The 20448-nt window shown below is 64.6% G+C and carries 26 protein-coding genes; 25 read left to right on the top strand and 1 reads right to left on the bottom strand.

The window, feature by feature from the left end; translation table 11 throughout:
- Positions 1 to 6: 6 nt before the first annotated feature.
- The 5 genes from TK49_RS00795 (at position 7) to recQ (ending at position 6027) form a co-directional block, all read left to right on the top strand.
- On the top strand, positions 7 to 1737 hold the full coding sequence (locus TK49_RS00795; protein WP_045785060.1) for a YfaQ family protein: 1731 nt from the start codon (positions 7 to 9) through the stop codon (positions 1735 to 1737).
- An 8-nt stretch (positions 1738 to 1745) separates the two neighbouring features.
- Entirely contained in the window at positions 1746 to 2537 is a 792-nt protein-coding gene (locus tag TK49_RS00790; protein WP_045785059.1) for a YfaP family protein, read from the top strand.
- A gap of 10 nt (positions 2538 to 2547) precedes the next feature.
- A complete protein-coding gene (locus TK49_RS00785; RefSeq protein ID WP_045785058.1) occupies positions 2548 to 3390 on the top strand; it encodes a YfaP family protein in 843 nt (280 codons plus the stop codon).
- Between the two features lie 20 nt (positions 3391 to 3410).
- Entirely contained in the window at positions 3411 to 4001 is a 591-nt protein-coding gene (locus TK49_RS00780; protein WP_045785057.1) for a class I SAM-dependent methyltransferase, read from the top strand.
- A gap of 112 nt (positions 4002 to 4113) precedes the next feature.
- Positions 4114 to 6027, top strand: a complete 1914-nt coding sequence (recQ, locus tag TK49_RS00775) for a DNA helicase RecQ (protein ID WP_045785056.1) — start codon at positions 4114 to 4116, stop codon at positions 6025 to 6027.
- On the opposite strand, the gene TK49_RS00770 is transcribed toward recQ, so the two are convergent.
- On the bottom strand, positions 6024 to 6947 hold the full coding sequence (locus TK49_RS00770) for a LysR family transcriptional regulator (protein WP_045785055.1): 924 nt from the start codon (positions 6945 to 6947) through the stop codon (positions 6024 to 6026). The genes recQ and TK49_RS00770 overlap by 4 nt on opposite strands.
- Positions 6948 to 7046: 99 nt before the next feature.
- Here TK49_RS00770 and TK49_RS00765 point away from each other — a divergent pair, with 99 nt between their 5' ends.
- The 20 genes from TK49_RS00765 (at position 7047) to rpsN (ending at position 20432) form a co-directional block, all read left to right on the top strand.
- The gene (locus TK49_RS00765) at positions 7047 to 8300 is read left to right on the top strand and encodes an MFS transporter (protein ID WP_045785054.1); all 1254 of its coding nucleotides are present in this window, start codon (positions 7047 to 7049) and stop codon (positions 8298 to 8300) included.
- Between the two features lie 298 nt (positions 8301 to 8598).
- Positions 8599 to 8976, top strand: a complete 378-nt coding sequence (rpsL, locus tag TK49_RS00760) for a 30S ribosomal protein S12 (RefSeq protein WP_003265519.1) — start codon at positions 8599 to 8601, stop codon at positions 8974 to 8976.
- Positions 8977 to 9161: 185 nt separating this feature from the next.
- Entirely contained in the window at positions 9162 to 9632 is a 471-nt protein-coding gene (gene rpsG / locus TK49_RS00755; RefSeq protein ID WP_006576502.1) for a 30S ribosomal protein S7, read from the top strand.
- Positions 9633 to 9746: 114 nt separating this feature from the next.
- The gene (gene fusA / locus TK49_RS00750; protein ID WP_045785053.1) at positions 9747 to 11858 is read left to right on the top strand and encodes an elongation factor G; all 2112 of its coding nucleotides are present in this window, start codon (positions 9747 to 9749) and stop codon (positions 11856 to 11858) included.
- An 80-nt stretch (positions 11859 to 11938) separates the two neighbouring features.
- A complete protein-coding gene (gene tuf, locus TK49_RS00745; RefSeq protein ID WP_045785052.1) occupies positions 11939 to 13129 on the top strand; it encodes an elongation factor Tu in 1191 nt (396 codons plus the stop codon).
- A gap of 104 nt (positions 13130 to 13233) precedes the next feature.
- Positions 13234 to 13548, top strand: coding sequence for a 30S ribosomal protein S10 (gene rpsJ / locus TK49_RS00740; RefSeq protein WP_003264110.1), 315 nt, complete (start codon positions 13234 to 13236; stop codon positions 13546 to 13548).
- A 285-nt stretch (positions 13549 to 13833) separates the two neighbouring features.
- A complete protein-coding gene (gene rplC / locus TK49_RS00735; RefSeq protein WP_082063008.1) occupies positions 13834 to 14487 on the top strand; it encodes a 50S ribosomal protein L3 in 654 nt (217 codons plus the stop codon).
- A gap of 11 nt (positions 14488 to 14498) precedes the next feature.
- Complete coding sequence (gene rplD / locus TK49_RS00730) at positions 14499 to 15119, top strand: 50S ribosomal protein L4 (RefSeq protein WP_045785050.1); 621 nt, start codon at positions 14499 to 14501, stop codon at positions 15117 to 15119.
- Complete coding sequence (rplW, locus tag TK49_RS00725) at positions 15116 to 15430, top strand: 50S ribosomal protein L23 (RefSeq protein WP_004634476.1); 315 nt, start codon at positions 15116 to 15118, stop codon at positions 15428 to 15430. The genes rplD and rplW overlap by 4 nt, the downstream gene beginning before the upstream one ends.
- Before the next feature lie 2 nt (positions 15431 to 15432).
- On the top strand, positions 15433 to 16263 hold the full coding sequence (gene rplB, locus TK49_RS00720) for a 50S ribosomal protein L2 (RefSeq protein WP_045785049.1): 831 nt from the start codon (positions 15433 to 15435) through the stop codon (positions 16261 to 16263).
- A gap of 21 nt (positions 16264 to 16284) precedes the next feature.
- On the top strand, positions 16285 to 16560 hold the full coding sequence (gene rpsS, locus TK49_RS00715; protein ID WP_045785048.1) for a 30S ribosomal protein S19: 276 nt from the start codon (positions 16285 to 16287) through the stop codon (positions 16558 to 16560).
- A 9-nt stretch (positions 16561 to 16569) separates the two neighbouring features.
- Positions 16570 to 16899: a 50S ribosomal protein L22 gene (gene rplV, locus TK49_RS00710; RefSeq protein ID WP_003271370.1), complete on the top strand. Its 330-nt coding sequence runs from the start codon at positions 16570 to 16572 to the stop codon at positions 16897 to 16899.
- A gap of 9 nt (positions 16900 to 16908) precedes the next feature.
- Positions 16909 to 17700: a 30S ribosomal protein S3 gene (gene rpsC / locus TK49_RS00705; RefSeq protein ID WP_045785047.1), complete on the top strand. Its 792-nt coding sequence runs from the start codon at positions 16909 to 16911 to the stop codon at positions 17698 to 17700.
- 2 nt (positions 17701 to 17702) lie between these two features.
- Positions 17703 to 18119: a 50S ribosomal protein L16 gene (gene rplP, locus TK49_RS00700; RefSeq protein ID WP_003264123.1), complete on the top strand. Its 417-nt coding sequence runs from the start codon at positions 17703 to 17705 to the stop codon at positions 18117 to 18119.
- 12 nt (positions 18120 to 18131) lie between these two features.
- Positions 18132 to 18326 carry a 50S ribosomal protein L29 gene (gene rpmC / locus TK49_RS00695; RefSeq protein WP_004634481.1) on the top strand — a complete coding sequence of 65 codons (195 nt, stop codon included), beginning with the start codon at positions 18132 to 18134 and terminating at the stop codon, positions 18324 to 18326.
- Positions 18323 to 18592 (top strand): 30S ribosomal protein S17, encoded by a 270-nt coding sequence (rpsQ, locus tag TK49_RS00690; protein ID WP_045785046.1) that lies wholly within the window; start codon positions 18323 to 18325, stop codon positions 18590 to 18592. The genes rpmC and rpsQ overlap by 4 nt, the downstream gene beginning before the upstream one ends.
- Before the next feature lie 267 nt (positions 18593 to 18859).
- Complete coding sequence (gene rplN / locus TK49_RS00685; protein ID WP_003264129.1) at positions 18860 to 19228, top strand: 50S ribosomal protein L14; 369 nt, start codon at positions 18860 to 18862, stop codon at positions 19226 to 19228.
- Between the two features lie 11 nt (positions 19229 to 19239).
- Complete coding sequence (gene rplX / locus TK49_RS00680; protein WP_045785045.1) at positions 19240 to 19548, top strand: 50S ribosomal protein L24; 309 nt, start codon at positions 19240 to 19242, stop codon at positions 19546 to 19548.
- A 26-nt stretch (positions 19549 to 19574) separates the two neighbouring features.
- Positions 19575 to 20117 carry a 50S ribosomal protein L5 gene (rplE, locus tag TK49_RS00675; protein WP_045785044.1) on the top strand — a complete coding sequence of 181 codons (543 nt, stop codon included), beginning with the start codon at positions 19575 to 19577 and terminating at the stop codon, positions 20115 to 20117.
- A gap of 9 nt (positions 20118 to 20126) precedes the next feature.
- On the top strand, positions 20127 to 20432 hold the full coding sequence (gene rpsN / locus TK49_RS00670) for a 30S ribosomal protein S14 (protein WP_003264132.1): 306 nt from the start codon (positions 20127 to 20129) through the stop codon (positions 20430 to 20432).
- Positions 20433 to 20448 lie beyond the last annotated feature (16 nt).

Here is a 20448-nt window from a genome sequence, read left to right as displayed (position 1 = left end):
TCAGCGATGCCTTCCCGCCTGCTTGCGCGCGGTGTGCTGACCGGCCTGCTCTGGGCTGGCGGCGCGCTCGCGCTTGCCGGGCAGGCCGGACACGCCATCGCCGCGCCGGTTGGCCAGCCGGTTCCGCCACTGAAATATGCCGCGTTGCAGGGCGATGATGCCAAGCTCTGGCAGTTCAGCGCTGACCCGGCCGGCGGCGTGCCGCAAGCCACCGCGTTGCCGCGCGACGCCGAAACACCGCTCGGCAGCGTCTGGAAACTCTTCGTCTACAGCTACCTCGTCTCGCGCCGCATCAGCACGCCCGACTACACGTGCCACGGTAACGACCCCGAAGAGGTCTACTGCTGCACCGCCGGCAACAGCATCGACCGCGAGCGCGCGCTCATCCAGTCGTGCGGACGCTATTTCGAACCGGCGCGTCTCGGGCTGGACCGTGCGGATTGGCGGCGCTTCTGGCAGCAAGCCGCGTCGCCCACGTGGCTGCGCGAGCTGCGAGCCATGCAGCCGACGCATCGCGTGCCGGTCGCCGATCTGCTCGCGGCATTGCGCAGCGTGCCGGCGGAGGGCCGCGAGACCGCCGCGCAAACGCTCATTTCCGTGCTGACCATCGGGCGCGGCGAGGGCACGGTCTCGCACTTCGGTGGCCTGCTGCGCGCCAAGACGTGGACGATGCCCGACCCGCAGCGGCCCGGCGCGTCGATCGGCGGGGCAGCGGGCTGGCTGGCCGACGGCACGCCCGTCTGGCTCGGCGGTGCCGGGTCGAGCAACCAGGTGCTGGCCGCTGCCGCACCGCGCCTGACGCCGGTGATCGAACAGACGCCCGTGCCCGACGACGAAGCCTGTGTCGTGGTGGACTTCTTTGCGCGCTATCCGATTCGCGAGGTGCGCGACGCCAGCGGCAAGCCGGTCGCCGCCGGTCGCCTGGAAGGCCGCTACGCCGTGCGCTTCGTCAACGGCAACACGCTACCGATCGAGAGCCGGGGCGAGTTGACGCTCGCGCGCCCGAACAACGTGCCCGTCATCACTGGCCGCCTGGGCATGAACGATTACGTGGCGCGCGTGGTCGAGCGCGAAGGCGAGCTTGCCGAGCCGCAGGCCGCGCGTGCGTTGGCCGTGGCGGCGCGCAGCTACCTCGTGCAGCACGCCTCGCGTGACAAGGGCTGCTACCGCATCGCCGACAGCTCACGCACGCAGCGCGTGCTGCCGCGCCCGCCGCTGGCCGCTGCGCGCAACGCAGCCGAATTTACCGATGCGCTGGTGCTGACCGGCCAGCCCGTGCAGTACCACGGCACCATCAGCGCGCGCGGCCAGATGAGCTGGACCGCGGCGCGCGCCGCCGCGCAACGCGGCCAGGGGTTCGACGCGATCCTCGCGCAGTGGTGGCCGCAGGCGACGCTCACGTCGTTCCAGAGCCCGGTGGGGGGAGATTGCTCACCGGTGGCGGGTGCGCAGCAGTGGCTGCAGGCGCGCGCGCCGGGTTGGTCGGCCCGCCTGGCTGCCGAGCCAGGCTACGAGGCGCCGCCGCTGCCCGCCGTGTGCGTCGTGCACGAGGGCCGGCCGTACGCTGATGCACGCCGCAACCGGCTCTACGTGCACCGGCTTGCGACCGAGGAAGACCGCATCGCGCTGACGCACGAATATCTGCACCTTGCCTTTGCGCGTCACCCGCGCGGGCAGGACGAACAGTTTGTCGAGGCGATGGCGCGTCGCCTGATCCGAGGGGAGGGTTTGCTGTGAAGAGTGGGATGACGCGCTTGGCGCTGGGCACCGTTGCGCTGCTGCTGGCCGCTTCGGCGCTGGCTGAGCCGGTGGCCGATCTGGAAGGGCCGATCGGCGGCTGGCGCAACAGCAAGCTGACCAACGAGCTGGAGCAATACACCGCGGCGTATCCAAAACCGCCCGTGGACCGTGGCGCGCAAAAGTACCGCACGCTCATCGCCGGACGCCTCCGCGCAGCCGGCAAGCAACGCCGCCCGCCGGTGCTTGTCGTCAACGGCAACGCCATGCCGCTGTATGGCGATGGCGAAGGCCGCTTCGCCCGCCCCTGGGCGTTCGGCCCGGGCTCGAACAGCGTCGAAATCGTCAGTGCCGACGGCCAGTCGCGCCAACGCCTGCAGTTCTACGAGGCCGACACCACCAAGACGTCGGCCAGGCTGCGCGCTGTCCTCACGTGGGACGACCCGCGCGCCGAGGTCGACATGCACGTCATTTCGCCGATTGGCGATCACGCGTTCTGGGCGCAACCGCTGCTGTCCGACGGCGGCGGCCTCGACGTCGACAGCGTTGACGGTGCCGGGCCGGAGATCTTCTCGACCGCCGCGCCGCGGCCCGGCGTGTGGCTGTTCTACGTGAACTACTGGGGCAACTTCAACGCCGGCGGCTACAACTTCGACGAAAAAGCGCACGACCGCGATCTCATCACCGCGCAACTGACGCTCATCTATAACGAGAACACGCCCAACGAGCGGCGCGAGTTCGTGACCGTACCGCTGCGCAAGATCGGTGAGCTGGCGCTGATGAAATCGATCCGCTTCTAAGGCGATCCGCATGACGCTTTCCACTTTCCGTCTTGCCGTCGCGATTGCGCTGGCCACGTTTGCGGCCGCGGGCAGCGTGCTCGCGCAAACCGACACCGGCAATGTCGAGATCGCCGCGCCGCTCAACGGCTGGCGCAATTCCGCGGGCGACGAGTCCCGCTACACGCAGGACGTGCATTACCCGGCGGTGTCGGTGTCCACGCCGCAAGGGCAGGGCGTGGCGTCGATGATCGCCGGGCGCATCCGCAACCAGCCGAAGGCGGCCGCAGCAACCGACGAGAACAAGCCGCGCCGCCGCCGTGGCGCCGATGGCGCGTCGGTCGGCACGCTGATCGTCAACGGCGTGGCCATGCCGCAGCGCATCGAGGCCGACGGCACGTTCTCGCGTCCGTACGCATTTGGCGCGGGCAGCAACAGCGTCGAGGTGCGCAGCGCGCGCGGCGACGCCAAGCGCGTGCAGTTCTACGACAGCTACACCGGCAAGCAGCGTCCGCGCTTGCGCGTGGTCCTCGCGTGGGACACCGACGGCACCGATCTCGACCTGCATGTCATCTCGCCCGACGGTCAGCACGCCTGGTACGGCAACCGCGTCGTTGAAAACGGCGGCGCGCTCGACGTGGACGTCACCACTGGCTACGGGCCCGAGATCTATTCGAACCCGGCGCCGGTGCCCGGCACGTACCTCGTCTACGTGAACTATTACGGCAGCGGCAACGACCGCAGCGCGATCACCACCGCCACCGTCACCATCATCACCGACGAGAACACGCCGTCTGAACGCCAGCAGACGTTTGTCGTGCCGATGCGCAAGGCCGGCGATCTGACGCTGCTCCGCAGTTTCACGATGAAGTAGCCCACACGACCGGAGCCGCCATGGACACGCAGACCGTTGCCGCCTACGACGCGCTCGCCCAAACCTTCGCGCAGGAGTGGCGCGAGCAGCCGGCGCCTGAAGACCTGTACGCGCTGCTGCGCCGCGAGTTCAAGGCAGGCGGTGCCACCGCCGACATCGGCTGCGGCGCGGGGCGCGAGGTGGCGTGGCTCAACGCCAACGGTTACCCGGCGGTCGGCTACGACGCGTCTGCCGCGCTGCTGGAAGCGGCACGCGAGCAATATCCAGGGCTGTCGTTCCGGCAGGCGGTCTTGCCTGAATTGGTCGGCATTGCCGAAGGTGCGTTCGACAACGTCCTCTGCGAGACCGTCATCATGCATCTGCCGCCCGAGCAGATCGGCGCGGCCGTGCGGCGGCTGGTGTCGTTGCTGCGCCCGGGCGGCACGCTGTATCTGAGCTGGCGCGTCACGCCCGACGCCGACCAGCGCGATGGGCGCGGCCGGCTGTTCACGTCGTTCGATGCGGCGCCCGTGCGCGAGGCGCTGGCCGGCACTGAAGTGGTTTTCGACGAAGCGGCCGTTAGCCAATCGTCGGGGCGGACAATCCATCGCATCGTTGCGCGCAAGGTCTGACCGCAGCGTTTCCGACAATCCGACTGTCCTGATTGACCGCCCCTCGGCGGGGTTTGTCACAATAGCGGTTTCGCCCAGCCCGCGCGTGACACCGCGCGCACCCGCCGTCCCGATGTACGACTCTCCCGCCATAGACCACGCGCTGCAGGCGCTGCCCGAAGACACCGCCGCCGCCACGCATGCGGTGCTGCACGATGTGTTCGGCTACAGCGCCTTCCGCGGCCCGCAGGCGGAAATCGTCGCGCACGTCGCCGACGGCGGCGATTGCCTCGTGCTGATGCCGACCGGCGGCGGCAAATCGCTCTGCTATCAGATTCCGGCGCTCGTGCGGCACCGGCGCGGGCAGGGCGCCGGCATCGTCGTGTCGCCGCTCATTGCGCTGATGCAGGATCAGGTGGCCGCGCTGGAAGAGGCGGGCGTCCGCGCCGCGTATCTCAACTCCGCGCTGACGGGCGCCGAGGCCGCGCAGGTCGAGCGCGATCTCGCGGCAGGGCGGCTGGACCTCGTCTACGTGGCGCCCGAGCGGTTGATGACGCCGCGCTTTCTCGAGCTGCTTGAGCGATCGCGCATCGGCCTGTTTGCTATTGACGAAGCGCACTGCGTATCGCAGTGGGGGCACGATTTCCGGCCCGAGTACATTCAGCTCTCGGTGCTGCACGAGCGCTTCCCGCACGTGCCACGCATTGCGCTCACCGCCACGGCCGATGCGGTCACGCGCGACGAGATCATCGAACGGCTCGCGCTCACGGGTTCCCGCGTCTTCCTCTCCAGCTTCGACCGCCCGAACATCCGCTACACCATTGTCGAGAAGGACAGCGCGCGGCAGCAGCTGCTGCGCTTCATCCGGGCCGAGCACATGGACGGCGACACCTGCGACGCCGGCATCGTCTATTGCCTGTCGCGCAAGAAGGTGGAAGAGACCGCGCAGTGGCTGGCCGAGCAGGGCATCCGCGCGCTGCCGTATCACGCCGGGATGGATTCTGAAGTGCGCGCCCGCCATCAGGCGATCTTCCGCAAGGAGGAGGGCGTCGTGATGGTGGCGACCATCGCTTTCGGCATGGGCATCGACAAGCCGGACGTCCGCTTCGTTGCGCATCTCGATTTGCCCAAGAGCCTGGAGGGCTACTACCAGGAGACCGGCCGCGCCGGCCGCGACGGCCTGCCCGCCAACGCGTGGATGGCCTACGGCTTGGCCGACGTGGTGCAGCAGCGCCGCATGATCGACGAATCCGATGCGGACGATGTGCACAAGCGCGTCTCCACCGCCAAGCTCGAAGCGCTGCTCGGCCTGTGCGAAGCGGCAACCTGCCGCCGCGTGGCACTGCTTGCGTACTTCGGGGAAAGCAGCCAGCCCTGCGGCAACTGCGATACGTGCCTCACGCCGCCGCAAACCTGGGATGCCACGCGCGAGGCGCAGATGGCGCTGTCGTGCGCGTACCGCGTCCAGCAGGCCAGCCGCGTGAGTTTTGGCGCGGGCCAGCTCATCGACATCCTGCGCGGCAACGCGACCGAGCGGGTCAAGCAGTGGCACCACGAAACGCTGTCGACGTTCGGCATCGGCAGCGCGCTGTCGGAAGCGGCGTGGCGCAGCGTGTTCCGCCAGTTGGTCGCACAAGGCCTGTTTGCGGTCGACCACGGCGGCCATGGCGCGCTGATCCTCACCGATGCGGCGCGTCCGGTGCTCAAGGGCGAGCAGCGCGTGATCCTGCGCCGTCAGACAGAGAAGGCGCGCGGCACATCGTCCTCGTTGACGAAGAAGGAGCGCCGCGCCGATCCGGCCGCCGATCTTTCGCCGGAGGCGCAGGTGCGCTGGCAGGCGTTGCGCGCGTGGCGGACTCAGGCCGCGCGCGAGCATAGCGTGCCGGCGTACGTCATCTTCCACGACAGCACGCTCGCGCGCATTGCCGAAACCGATCCGGATTCGCGCGAGGCGCTGGGCGAGTTGCCGGGCATCGGCGTGGCCAAGCTGGACCGGTATGGGCAGGCGCTGCTCGACGTGTTGGCGAAGTGCCGCGAAGCGGCCTAGCTGGCTGCCAGGGGCAGTGGCCCCATCACGCCAGTGCGCGCCAGATGCTCGCCAAGAAAATCGACGAACGCGCGCACCTTCGGGAGCAGATGGACGCGCTGCGTGAACACGGCGTGCAGCGGCACTTCGCGCGCGGTGTAGTCAGTCAGCACGGCCTGCAGGCGCCCGGCCGCGATGTCCTCCCGCACGAGGTACGCCGGCCCCAGCGACACCCCCAGCCCTGAGCGCGCCGCCTCGCGCAGCACGAGGCTGTTGTTGGCCAGCATCGAGCCGGACACGTGCGCCACATGGCGCTGGCCTGCCGTATCCGTGAGGATCCAATCGTACGGCCCGTCGTAATTGGCATAGACGAGGCAGTTGTGTTGGCGCAGATCGTCCGGCGTGCGCGGAATGCCGTGCTTGCGGAAGTACGACGGCGCGCCGTAGATAGCATGTGCGCAGCTGGCCAGCCGCCGCGCGACGAGCGACGAGTCCTCTAGCATGCCGATGCGGACCGCCACGTCGATGCGCCCAGCGACCAGATCGGCATAACGGTCGTTCATGTCCAGGTCGATCTGCACGGCCGGGTAGCGCGCCTGGAATGCGCCCAGCAGCGGCGCCAGCAATGTCACCGCAAACGAGGCCGGCGCCGACACGCGCAACGTGCCGCGCGCCTCGTCGCGCAAGGCAGTCACGGCCTGCTCGGCGGCGTCCACGAGGGCAAGGCCTTCGCGGCTCTTCTCGAAGAACGCCGCGCCCGCCTCGGTCAGCGACAGGCGTCGCGTCGTGCGTTGCAGCAGGCGCGTCTGCAGCCGCGCTTCCAGCCGCGCGAGCGCCTTGCTGATCCCGCCGCGCGACATCCCCATTGCATCGGCCGCCGCCGACAGGCTGCCGCGCTCCACCACCTGCACGAAGACCACCACGTCAGAAAGCCGATCCATATTTGCGCACGTATGGAAACAATATGGCGCCAGAGGCTACCTTAATCTGCGCGAATCGGCTGGCTAGGATGGGGTCTCCGACTCCTCGTCCCGCGCATCATGACCACCGAAGCCCCAGCCGTTCCCAACACGCCCCTCGCCGACGCGCTTCCCCGTGGCGCCACGCCGCTGTTTGCCGCCGCCGTCGGGCTCATCGTCGTGAACCTGTTCGGCATACAGCCGCTCGTCGCCGAGATTGCCGCCAGCATCGGATGGACGACGGCCGCCACCGGGCTGCTGGTGACGGCCACGCTCGTCGGCTACGGCATCGGGCTGCTGCTGCTGATGCCGTTGACCGACCTGCAGGACAACCGCGCGCTAGTCTCGCGCACGCTGTGGGGCGCCGTGGCGTCGCTCGCGCTGACCGCCGTCGCGCGCAGCGGGCAGGTGCTGATGCTGGCCGCCTTCGCTATCGGCGTCACCTCGACCGTCATCCAGATGTTGATTGCGCTGGCCGGGCGCCTGGCGGGCGACCACCGGCGCGGCCGCGTGCTCGGCGACATCATGATCGGCCTGAACCTCGGTATCCTGCTGTCGCGACCGGCTGCGAGCCTGATCGCCGCGCAGTGGGGGTGGCGGGCGTACTACGGCGCCTCCGCCGTGGCGATTGTCGCGCTGGCGGTCGTGCTGCCACGCGTGATGCCGACCTTCGTGCCGCCGCGCGCGCTGTCTTACGGCGCGCTGCTGCGTTCATACGGACGCCTGTTGCGCGCCGAGCCCGTGCTGCGACGCCGCGCTGCCACCCAGGCGCTGCTCATGGCCGCGTTCACCTTGTTCTGGACGGCTGTGGCACTCCGGCTGGCGGCGGCGCCGTTCCACCTGTCGCAGAGCGGCATCGGCGTCTTTGCGCTGTGCGGCGCGGCGGGGGTGGTCGCCGCGCCCGTGGCGGGCCGCCTGGCGGATCGTGGCTTGGTGCGCGTGGGAACGCTGCTCGCCCATGGCATTGCGGCGGCCGGCTTGCTACTGGCGCTGGCGTCGGCGCTCGTGCCCGGCTTGGGCGTTCCCGTCGCGCTGACGATGCTGGCGGCGGCGGCATTGCTGCTGGATTTCGGCGCGATCGGCGACCAGGCGCTGGGCCGGTACACCGTCAACACGCTGCCGCCCGAAATCCGCGGACGAGTGAACGGGCTCTATACGGGGGCATTCTTTTTTGGCGCTGCGGCAGGCGGCGGGCTTGCGGGCGCGACGTGGGACCGTGCCGGCTGGGTCGGCGTGTCGGTCCTCGCGCTTGGTTTCGTGGCCGCCGCCGCACTGGCCTTCCTGTGGCCGGAGTCCGCACGCCGTGCTGCCCACGCGACACACCGGGGGTGCTGATCGGCACACCGCGCTACCAGAGCGGTAGCGCGCTTGACGCTTGCAACACACCCGGCTATAGTGCCAGATTCGAGTTTTTGGCTTCTGGCTCCGCACGTCCGTGCCCGGCAAAGCGCCGTGCAAGACATCTGAACCAGACGGGCTCGCGCTCTTTGGTCTTGATCTGTTCCCGCAGGTCCTCTTCCCAGAGCGTTCTGCTCGCCACTTCCATAAAACCCGATTGCGCCGTCCGCCTCATAAATGAGGCGTTCACGTTATGTGAGCCGGCGATTTTTCAAAAACCAAGCTGGATTGAACAATGCCAACCATCAACCAACTGGTTCGCAAGCCCCGCGTCTCGGAAAAGCTGAAGAGCAAGAGCCCGGCACTTGAGAACTGCCCGCAGCGTCGCGGCGTGTGCACCCGCGTGTACACCACGACGCCGAAGAAGCCGAACTCGGCACTGCGTAAGGTCGCCAAGGTGCGCCTGACCAACGGTTTCGAAGTCATTTCGTACATCGGCGGTGAAGGCCACAACCTGCAAGAACACAGCGTCGTGCTGATCCGCGGCGGCCGTGTGAAGGACTTGCCGGGTGTGCGTTACCACATCGTGCGCGGCTCCCTTGACCTGCAAGGCGTCAAGGACCGTAAGCAAGCGCGCTCGAAGTACGGCGCGAAGCGTCCGAAGGCAGCCTAAGCTGCGAGGATCGCGCCGCATCTGCGGTCACGGTCTTGTCATGAGCAGGCGGTACAACGGTGCGTTTTTTCGATCGCACTGGCACCGTCGAGTAAGTGGTCACCCGGCTCAGATTGTTGGAAGACAAGCTAGTTGGTGGCCGGAGAACCGAAGCGGTTCTCAACTGAACTGAAGAAGGAAAGAAGATGCCACGTCGTCGTGAAGTCCCCAAGCGGGAAATTCTGCCGGACCCGAAGTTCGGCAATGTGGAAGTCGCCAAGTTCATGAACGTCCTGATGCTGGACGGCAAGAAGTCGGTGGCTGAGCGTATCGTCTACGGTGCGTTCGACCAGATCGAGAAGAAAGCAGGCAAGGCGCCCATCGAAGTCTTCAGCGTTGCAATCAACAACGTGAAGCCGGTGGTCGAAGTGAAGAGCCGCCGTGTTGGCGGTGCCAACTATCAGGTGCCGGTCGAAGTCCGGCCGTCGCGTCGTCTGGCATTGGCGATGCGTTGGCTGCGGGAAGCTGCGAAGAAGCGCAGCGAGAAGTCGATGGCCCTGCGTCTTGCTGGTGAGCTGCTCGAAGCTGCAGAAGGCCGCGGCGGCGCGATGAAGAAGCGCGACGAAGTGCACCGCATGGCCGAAGCCAACAAGGCGTTCTCGCACTTCCGCTTCTAAGCGACGCGACAACGTTGTTGGTTGCTGGGCGGGCTGTGTGCGCACATCTCGCCCATTTGTATTAGGGGCGCTTGGCGATTGCCGGCGCCCCGTTGACGAATCTGAGGATTAACCGTGGCTCGTAAGACCCCCATTGAGCGCTACCGTAACATCGGTATTTCTGCTCACATCGACGCCGGCAAGACCACCACGACCGAGCGGATCCTGTTCTACACCGGTGTGAACCACAAGATCGGTGAAGTGCATGATGGCGCCGCCACCATGGACTGGATGGAGCAGGAGCAAGAGCGCGGCATCACCATCACGTCCGCTGCCACCACCGCCTTCTGGAAGGGCATGGCGGGCAACTACCCCGAGCACCGCTTCAACATCATCGACACCCCGGGCCACGTGGACTTCACCATCGAGGTGGAGCGTTCCATGCGCGTGCTGGACGGCGCGTGCATGGTGTACTGCGCGGTGGGCGGGGTGCAGCCGCAGTCGGAAACCGTCTGGCGTCAGGCCAACAAGTACAAGGTGCCGCGTCTGGCGTTCGTCAACAAGATGGACCGTACCGGCGCGAACTTCTTCAAGGTCTATGACCAGCTGAAGACCCGTCTGAAGGCCAACCCGGTGCCCGTCGTGGTGCCGATCGGCGCGGAAGACGGCTTCCAGGGCGTCGTCGACCTGCTGGAAATGAAGGCCATCATCTGGGACGAAGCCAGCCAGGGCGTGAAGTTCGAATACAAGGACATCCCGGCCGAGTTGCAAGCCACCGCTGAGGAATGGCGCGAGAAGATGGTGGAGGCCGCGGCCGAAGCCAGCGAAGAGCTGATGGAAAAGTACCTGGGCGGCGAAGAGCTGACCCGTGCCGAGATCGTCAAGGCGCTGCGTGACCGTACCATCGCCTGCGAAATCCAGCCGATGCTGTGCGGCACCGCGTTCAAGAACAAGGGCGTGCAGCGCATGCTCGACGCCGTGATCGACTTCCTGCCGTCGCCGGTCGACATTCCGCCGGTCAAGGGCGTGGACGAGAACGACGACGAGAAGAAGCTCGAGCGCAAGGCTGACGACAACGAAAAGTTCTCGGCGCTGGCGTTCAAGATCATGACCGACCCGTTCGTTGGCCAGCTGATCTTCTTCCGCGTCTACTCGGGCAAGGTCAATTCGGGTGACACGGTGTACAACCCGGTCAAGCAGAAGAAGGAACGTCTGGGCCGTATTCTGCAGATGCATGCCAACCAGCGCGAAGAAATCAAGGAAGTGCTGGCCGGTGACATCGCTGCGGCAGTGGGCCTGAAGGACGCGACCACGGGTGACACGCTGTGCGACCCGAGCGCGCCGATCGTGCTGGAGCGCATGGTGTTCCCGGAGCCGGTGATCTCGCAGGCCGTCGAGCCGAAGACCAAGGGCGATCAGGAAAAGATGGGCCTGGCGCTGAACCGCCTGGCTGCAGAAGATCCGTCGTTCCGCGTGAAGACCGATGAAGAGTCGGGCCAGACCATCATTTCGGGCATGGGCGAGCTCCACCTCGAAATTCTGGTCGACCGCATGAAGCGCGAATTCGGCGTGGAAGCCAACATCGGCGCGCCGCAGGTGGCCTACCGCGAAACGATCCGCAAGACGGCAACCGACGTCGAAGGCAAGTTCGTCAAGCAGTCGGGCGGCCGCGGCCAGTACGGCCACGCAGTGATCACGCTGGAACCGCAAGAGCCTGGCAAGGGCTTCGAGTTCGTCGACGCCATCAAGGGCGGTGTGATTCCGCGGGAATTCATCCCGGCAGTGCAGAAGGGTATCGAAGACACGCTGACTGCGGGCGTCCTGGCCGGCTTCCCGGTCGTCGACGTGAAGGTCACGCTGACGTTCGGTTCGTACCACGACGTGGACTCGAACGAAAACGCGTTCCGGATGGCCGGCTCGATGGCGTTCAAGGAAGCGATGCGCCGCGCCAGCCCGGTGCTGCTCGAGCCGATGATGGCCGTGGAAGTGGAAACGCCGGAAGACTACACCGGTACCGTGATGGGCGACCTGTCGTCCCGCCGCGGCATCGTGCAGGGCATGGACGACATGGCAGGCGGCGGCAAGATCATCAAGGCCGAAGTCCCGCTGTCGGAAATGTTCGGTTACTCGACCGCGCTGCGCTCGGCCACGCAAGGCCGCGCCACGTACACCATGGAATTCAAGCACTACGCTGAGGCACCGAAGAACATCGCCGAAGCCGTGATGGCCGCCAAGGGTACGAAGTAATCAACGTGTTTGGGCGACCGCACGTGCGGTCGCCCCGATCCATATCTAGTAATTAGCTGATTCCGAATTGAGGAGCTGACATGGCAAAGGAAAAGTTCGAGCGGACCAAGCCGCACGTGAACGTTGGGACGATTGGTCACGTTGACCACGGCAAGACGACGCTGACCGCAGCGATCGCGACCGTGCTGTCGAGCAAGTTCGGTGGCGAAGCGAAGAAGTACGACGAAATCGACGCAGCGCCGGAAGAAAAGGCACGCGGCATCACGATCAACACCGCACACATCGAGTACGAAACGGCCAACCGCCACTACGCGCACGTTGACTGCCCGGGCCACGCCGACTACGTCAAGAACATGATCACCGGTGCCGCCCAGATGGACGGCGCCATCCTGGTGTGCTCGGCCGCGGACGGCCCGATGCCGCAAACGCGTGAGCACATCCTGCTGGCCCGCCAGGTTGGCGTGCCGTACATCATCGTCTTCCTGAACAAGTGCGACATGGTGGACGACGCCGAGCTGCTCGAGCTGGTGGAAATGGAAGTGCGCGAGCTGCTCTCGAAGTACGAATTCCCGGGCGACGACACCCCGATCATCAAGGGCTCGGCCAAGCTGGCGCTGGAAGGCGACAAGGGCGAGCTGGGTGAAGTGGCGATCATGAACCTGGCCGACGCGCTGGACTCGTACATCCCGACGCCGGAGCGCGCCGTGGACGGCACGTTCCTGATGCCGGTGGAAGACGTGTTCTCGATCTCGGGCCGCGGCACCGTGGTGACCGGCCGTATCGAGCGCGGCGTGATCAAGGTCGGCGAGGAAATCGAAATCGTCGGTATCAAGGCCACGCAGAAGACCACCTGCACGGGCGTCGAAATGTTCCGCAAGCTGCTCGACCAAGGTCAGGCAGGCGACAACGTCGGTATCCTGCTGCGCGGCACGAAGCGTGAAGACGTCGAGCGTGGCCAGGTGCTCGCCAAGCCGGGTTCGATCACCCCGCACACGCACTTCACGGGCGAGGTCTACATCCTGTCCAAGGACGAAGGCGGTCGTCACACCCCGTTCTTCAACAACTACCGTCCGCAGTTCTACTTCCGTACGACCGACGTGACCGGCTCGATCGAGCTGCCGAAGGACAAGGAAATGGTCATGCCGGGCGACAACGTGTCGATCACCGTCAAGCTGATCGCCCCGATCGCCATGGAAGAAGGCCTGCGCTTCGCCATCCGTGAAGGCGGCCGTACCGTCGGCGCCGGCGTCGTCGCCAAGATCATCGAGTAAGGCGGACTGATGCGCCGCTGCTGCCCAAGGGCGCGGCGCATCGTCGGGTTATCGCTCTTTCCATCTTCCGGCGGCCTGGCCGCCACGCTCTTTAAGGAAACATCATGCAGCAGAACCAAAAGATCCGTATCCGCCTGAAGGCTTTCGACTATCGCCTGATCGACCAGTCGGCCGCTGAGATCGTCGAGACCGCCAAGCGCACCGGCGCGATCGTCAAGGGCCCGGTGCCCCTGCCGACCCGCATCCAGCGTTTCGACGTCCTGCGTTCGCCGCACGTCAACAAGACCAGCCGCGACCAGTTCGAAATCCGTACGCATCAGCGCCTGATGGACATCGTCGATCCGACCGACAAGACTGTCGACGCGCTGATGAAGCTGGACCTGCCGGCCGGCGTGGACGTCGAGATCAAGCTGCAGTAAGCAAGACAACGCTGCCGGTTCGCCGGCAACGGGCGCGGACGGCGAGCCAGGTGCTCGCCGTTTTGCTTTTTGCCAAGAATGTTGTTCCGTGCGCGACGCCCGGACGGGAATCCGCCAATCGTGCTTGCGGATTGTCCGTAACCGGGATATAGTGTAGGGCTACCCCTTTAGTCAAGGGGAGTGGGCTGGCCATTTGGCCGTGCGCTGTCTCTTTAGGCGCGGCCCAGTTCAAGATTCGTAGTATCAATCAGCCCCGGCCAATCGCAGCTGGGAATGGAGCAAACCATGAGCCTTGGCCTTGTAGGTCGCAAGGTTGGCATGACCCGTATTTTCACGGACGACGGCGATTCGATTCCCGTCACCGTGCTCGAGGTCGGCGACAACCGCGTGACGCAAATCAAGACGGACGAGACCGACGGTTACACCGCGGTTCAAGTCACCTTCGGCACCCGCCGTGCCAGCCGCGTCACCAAGCCGCTGGCGGGTCATCTCGCCAAAGCCGGTGTGGAAGCGGGCGAAGTCATCAAAGAATTCCGAGTGGATGCCGCTCGTGCCGCAGAATTCCAGCCCGGCGCGAACATCAGCGTCGACCTGTTCGAAGTCGGTCAGAAGATCGACGTCCAGGGCGTGACGATTGGTAAGGGCTACGCCGGTACCATCAAGCGTTACAACTTCTCGTCGGGCCGCGCGTCGCACGGTAACTCGCGTTCGCACAACGTGCCGGGCTCGATCGGTATGGCGCAGGATCCGGGCCGTGTGTTTCCGGGCAAGCGCATGACCGGTCACATGGGTGACGTCACCCGTACCGTCCAGAACCTGGAAATCGCCCGCATCGACGCAGAGCGCAAGCTGCTGCTGGTCAAGGGCGCCATCCCGGGTGCCAAGGGCGGTCAAGTCATCGTCACGCCGGCCGTGAAGGCTCGCGCCAAGAAGGCATAAGGAGCAAACGCATGGAACTGAAGCTGCTCCAGGACAACGGTCAACTCGGCGCGGGTGTTGCTGCCTCGCCGGAAGTGTTCGGCCGTGATTACAACGAGGCCCTCGTTCACCAGATCGTCGTCGCTTACCAGGCCAACGCGCGCAGCGGCAACCGTAAGCAGAAGGATCGTGAAGAGGTCAAGCACACGACCAAGAAGCCGTGGCGCCAGAAGGGTACGGGTCGCGCCCGTGCAGGTATGAGCTCCTCCCCGCTGTGGCGTGGGGGTGGTCGTATCTTCCCGAACAGCCCGGAAGAAAACTTCTCGCAGAAGGTCAACAAGAAGATGTACCGCGCCGGCATGCGCTCGATTTATTCGCAGCTTGCCCGCGAAGGCCGCATCAACGTCGTTGACAGCCTGTCCGTCGAAGCCCCGAAGACCAAGCTGCTGGCCGACAAGTTCCGCGCCATGGGCCTGGATTCGGTGCTCGTGATTACCGATAACCTGGACGAAAATCTCTTCCTGGCATCGCGCAACCTGGCGCACGTGCTCGTGGTTGAGCCGCGTCACGCCGATCCGCTGTCGCTCGTGCACTACAAGAAGGTGCTCGTGACGAAGGGCGCCGTCGCGCAGATCGAGGAGTTGCTGAAATGACGCAAGTTGCCAAGAACGACCATCGCCTGATGCAGGTGCTGCTGGCACCTGTGGTGTCTGAAAAGGCAACCCTGGTGGCCGAGAAGAACGAGCAGGTCGTGTTCGAAGTGGCCCGCGACGCCAACAAGGGCGAAGTGAAGGCTGCCGTCGAACTGCTGTTCAAGGTCGAGGTCGAGTCCGTCCAGATCCTGAACCAGAAGGGCAAGCAAAAGCGCTTCGGTCGCTTCATGGGTCGTCGTGACCACGTGAAGAAGGCCTACGTTTCGTTGAAGCCGGGTCAGGAAATCAATTTTGAAGCGGAGGCCAAGTAATCATGGCACTCGTCAAAACCAAGCCGACATCGCCGGGCCGCCGCTCGATGGTGAAGGTCGTCAATCCCGACCTTCACAAGGGCGCGCCGTACGCTCCGCTGCTGGAAAAGCAAATCCAGAAGTCGGGCCGTAACAACAACGGCCACATCACCACCCGTCACAAGGGCGGTGGTCACAAGCACCACTATCGTGTGGTCGATTTCAAGCGTAACGACAAGGACGGTATTCCGGCCAAGATCGAACGCCTGGAATATGATCCGAACCGCAGCGCCAACATCGCGCTGGTCCTGTTCGCCGATGGCGAGCGCCGCTACATCATCGCCCCGAAGGGCGCCGTGGTCGGCCAGGCCATCGCCAACGGCTCGGAAGCGCCGATCAAGGCCGGTAACAACCTGCCGATCCGCAACATCCCGGTCGGTACGACGATCCACTGCGTGGAGATTCTGCCGGGCAAGGGCGCACAAATCGCCCGCTCGGCCGGTACGTCCGCCGTGCTGCTGGCTCGCGAAGGCATCTACGCTCAAGTGCGTCTGCGCTCGGGTGAGGTGCGCCGCGTGCACATCGAGTGCCGCGCCACCATCGGTGAAGTCGGCAACGAAGAGCATAGCCTGCGCCAGATCGGCAAGGCCGGTGCGACGCGTTGGCGCGGTATCCGCCCGACCGTCCGTGGTGTGGTGATGAACCCGATCGATCACCCGCACGGTGGTGGTGAAGGTCGTACCGCAGCTGGCCGTGATCCGGTGTCCCCGTGGGGCACGCCGACCAAGGGCTACCGCACCCGTCGTAACAAGCGCACGGACAGCATGATCGTCCAGCGCCGCCACAAGCGTTAATCGGTAGGTAGGAGCTAAGAAATGACTCGTTCCGTAAAGAAAGGTCCGTTCATCGACGCCCACCTGCTGAAGAAGGTGGAAGCGGCGGTGAGCAGCAAGGACAAGAAGCCCATCAAGACGTGGTCGCGTCGCTCGACCATTCTGCCGGACTTCATCGGCCTGACGATCGCCGTCCACAACGGCCGTCAGCACGTTCCCGTGTATGTCACGGAAAACATGGTTGGCCACAAGCTCGGTGAATTTGCGCTGACGCGCACGTTCAAGGGCCACGCTGCCGACAAGAAAGCGAAGCGATAAGGGGCAATCATGGAAGTTAAAGCGATTCATCGCGGCGCCCGTATCTCCGCACAGAAGACGCGTCTGGTTGCTGACCAGATCCGCGGTCTGCCGATCGAGCGCGCGCTCAACGTGCTGACGTTCAGCCCGAAAAAGGCGGCTGGCATCGTGAAGAAGGTGGTTGAGTCCGCCATCGCGAACGCCGAGCACAACGAAGGCGCCGACATCGACGAGCTGAAGGTCAAGTCGATCTACGTCGACAAGGCAACGTCGCTCAAGCGCTTCACCGCACGTGCGAAGGGCCGTGGCAACCGCATCGAGAAACAAACCTGTCACATCACTGTGACGCTGGGCAACTAAGGGGTCACGATGGGACAGAAGATTCATCCGACTGGCTTCCGTCTGGCTGTCAGCCGTAACTGGGCATCGCGCTGGTACGCCAGCAACACCCAGTTTGCGGACATGCTCAAGGAAGACATCGAGGTTCGCGAGTTTCTGAAGAAGAAGCTGAAGAACGCTTCGGTGGGCCGCGTGGTCATCGAGCGTCCGGCCAAGAATGCACGTATCACCATTTACAGCTCGCGTCCGGGCGTGGTGATCGGCAAGAAAGGCGAGGACATCGAACTGCTGAAGGCCGAGCTGCAGCGTCGCATGGGTGTGCCTGTGCACGTGAACATCGAAGAAATCCGCAAGCCGGAAGTCGATGCACAGCTGATCGCCGATTCGATCACGCAGCAGCTCGAGCGCCGCATCATGTTCCGCCGCGCAATGAAGCGCGCAATGCAGAACGCGATGCGCCTGGGTGCCCAGGGCATCAAGATCATGAGCTCGGGCCGTTTGAACGGTATCGAAATCGCCCGTACCGAGTGGTACCGCGAAGGCCGTGTGCCCCTGCACACGCTGCGCGCCGACATCGACTACGGCTTCTCCGAAGCGGAAACCACCTACGGCATCATCGGTGTCAAGGTGTGGGTGTACAAGGGCGACCATCTGGGCCGCAACGATGCGCCCGTCGTGGAAGAGCCGAAGGAAGATGAGCGCCGTCGCCGTCCGGGTCGCCCGGAAGGTCGCCGCCGTGAGGGCGAGGGCCGTCCGGCTGGTCAGCGCCGCGGTGCTGGCGCAGGTGCCCGTCGTGGCGCCGACGCCAAGACTGGAGAATAAACATGCTGCAACCGAAGCGTAGGAAGTACCGCAAGGAGCAGAAGGGCCGCAACACGGGTATCGCAACGCGCGGTAATGCGGTCTCTTTCGGCGAGTTCGGCCTGAAGGCGATGGGCCGCGGCCGTCTGACGGCACGTCAGATCGAGTCGGCCCGTCGTGCGATGACCCGTCACATCAAGCGTGGCGGCCGCATCTGGATCCGGATTTTCCCGGACAAGCCGATCTCGAAGAAGCCTGCCGAAGTCCGTATGGGTAACGGTAAGGGCAACCCGGAATACTACGTGGCTGAAATTCAGCCGGGCAAGATGCTGTACGAAATGGATGGCGTCGGTGAAGAACTGGCACGCGAGGCGTTCCGCCTGGCGGCTGCCAAGCTGCCGATCGCGACCAGCTTCGTGGTGCGTCAGGTCGGAACGTAAGGAGCACACACCATGAAAGCATCCGAACTGCGCGACAAAGATGTCGCCGGGCTGAACCAGGAGCTCTCCGAGCTGCTGAAGGCTCAATTTGGCCTGCGCATGCAAAAGGCGACGCAACAGCTGCAGAACACCAGCCAGCTGAAGAAGGTGCGTCGTGACATCGCGCGCGTCCGCACCGTGCTGGGCCAGAAGGGGAACCAGAAATGACTGAAGCCGCAACGTCCCTGAAGCGCACGCTCGTCGGTCGCGTTGTCAGCAACAAGATGGACAAGACCGTGACGGTCCTGGTCGAAAACCGCGTCAAGCATCCGCTGTACGGCAAGTACGTGGTGCGCTCCAAGAAGTACCATGCGCACGACGAAGCCAACCAGTACAACGAAGGCGACAAGGTTGAGATCACGGAATCGCGCCCGATCTCGCGCACCAAGTCGTGGGTGGTGTCGCGTCTGGTTGAAGCTGCACGCGTGATCTAAAACAACAGCGAAGTAGTTTGCTGTTGCAAGACCGAGATTATGTGATATAGTCTCGGTCTTTCCCTTTGTAAGGGTGTCGGCTGCATCGCAGTCGGCTCGGGTCGAGGGAAAAAAAGAATGGGCCGGGCGGCGCTCGCCGTCGGGCAGCTACCGACTTCAAGTTGATCAACCCAATCGCGGCTGGCGCAATGCCAGCGGCCGGCGGGACCAAGACTGATCGCCTCCGCGCATTGTGTGCCTGGCGAATTAAGTTGGGACGAGAACACCATGATTCAGACAGAAAGCCGGCTCGAAGTGGCCGATAACACGGGTGCGCGTGAAGTCATGTGCATCAAGGTGCTGGGCGGTTCGAAGCGCCGCTACGCCAGCGTCGGCGACATCATCAAGGTCAGCGTCAAGGATGCTGCCCCGCGTGGTCGCGTCAAGAAGGGCGACATCTATAACGCCGTGGTGGTGCGTACCGCCAAGGGCGTGCGCCGTCCTGACGGCTCGCTCATCAAGTTCGACGGCAATGCCGCCGTGCTGCTGAACACCAAGCTTGAGCCGATCGGCACCCGTATCTTCGGGCCGGTCACTCGCGAACTCCGTACCGAGCGCTTCATGAAGATCGTGTCGCTCGCGCCGGAAGTGCTGTAATCGGAGGCCGCATGAACAAGATTCGCAAGGGCGATCGCGTCATCGTCCGCACCGGCAAGGACAAGGGTAAGCAAGGTACCGTGCTCGCTGTGCTCGGCGAGCACGTGACCGTGGAAGGCGTGAACGTCGCCAAGAAGCACGTGCGCCCGAACCCGATGCTGGGTACCACGGGTGGTGTGGTCGACAAGGTCATGCCCATCCATATTTCGAACGTTGCGCTCGTGGATGCCAATGGCAAGCCGTCGCGCGTCGGCATCAAGGTCGAAGGTGGCGTGAAGACGCGCGTACTGAAGACCACCGGTGCTGCCGTCGGCGCTTGATTCTGGGCGAGAGAGAGGAGTTGAGCATGACTGCGCGTCTGCAAGAGTTTTACAAAGAAAAGGTTGTGCCCGAACTGATCAAGCAGTTCGGCTACAAGTCCGTGATGGAAGTGCCGCGCATCACCAAGATCACCCTGAACATGGGTCTTGGCGAGGCTGTGAATGACAAGAAGGTCATTGAGCACGCCACCGGCGACCTCACCAAGATCGCGGGCCAGAAGCCTGTCGTGACGAAAGCCCGCAAGGCTATCGCCGGCTTCAAGATCCGCCAGGGTTACCCGATCGGCACGATGGTCACGCTGCGTGGCCAACGCATGTACGAATTCCTGGACCGCTTCATCACCGTGTCGCTGCCGCGTGTGCGCGACTTCCGCGGTGTGTCCGGCAAGGCGTTCGACGGTCGTGGCAACTACAACATCGGTGTGAAAGAGCAGATCATTTTCCCCGAGATCGAGTACGACAAGATCGACGCGCTGCGTGGCCTGAACATCAGCATCACCACGACGGCGAAGAGCGACGAGGAAGCCAAGGCGCTCCTCAACGCATTCAAGTTCCCGTTCCGTAATTAAGGGGTTACCGTGGCTAAATTGTCTCTGATCGAACGCGAGAAGAAGCGTGCCAAGCTCGTGGCCAAGTACGCTGAAAAGCGCGCCGCTCTCGAAGCCATCGTGGCCGACCAAAGCAAGTCGGAAGAAGAGCGTTACGAAGCGCGTCTGAAGCTGCAGCAGCTTCCGCGCAACGCGAACCCGACTCGTCAGCGCAACCGCTGCTCGATCACCGGTCGTCCCCGCGGTACGTTCCGCAAGTTCGGCCTGGCGCGTAACAAGCTCCGTGAAATCGCCTTCAAGGGCGAGATCCCGGGTCTGACGAAAGCCAGCTGGTAATCACGCACAGGCTACA

It is taken from the genome of Ralstonia mannitolilytica (assembly GCF_000954135.1).
In the GTDB taxonomy this organism is placed as follows: Bacteria; Pseudomonadota; Gammaproteobacteria; order Burkholderiales; family Burkholderiaceae; genus Ralstonia; species Ralstonia mannitolilytica.
This window is presented reverse-complemented; position numbering and strand designations above follow the sequence as displayed.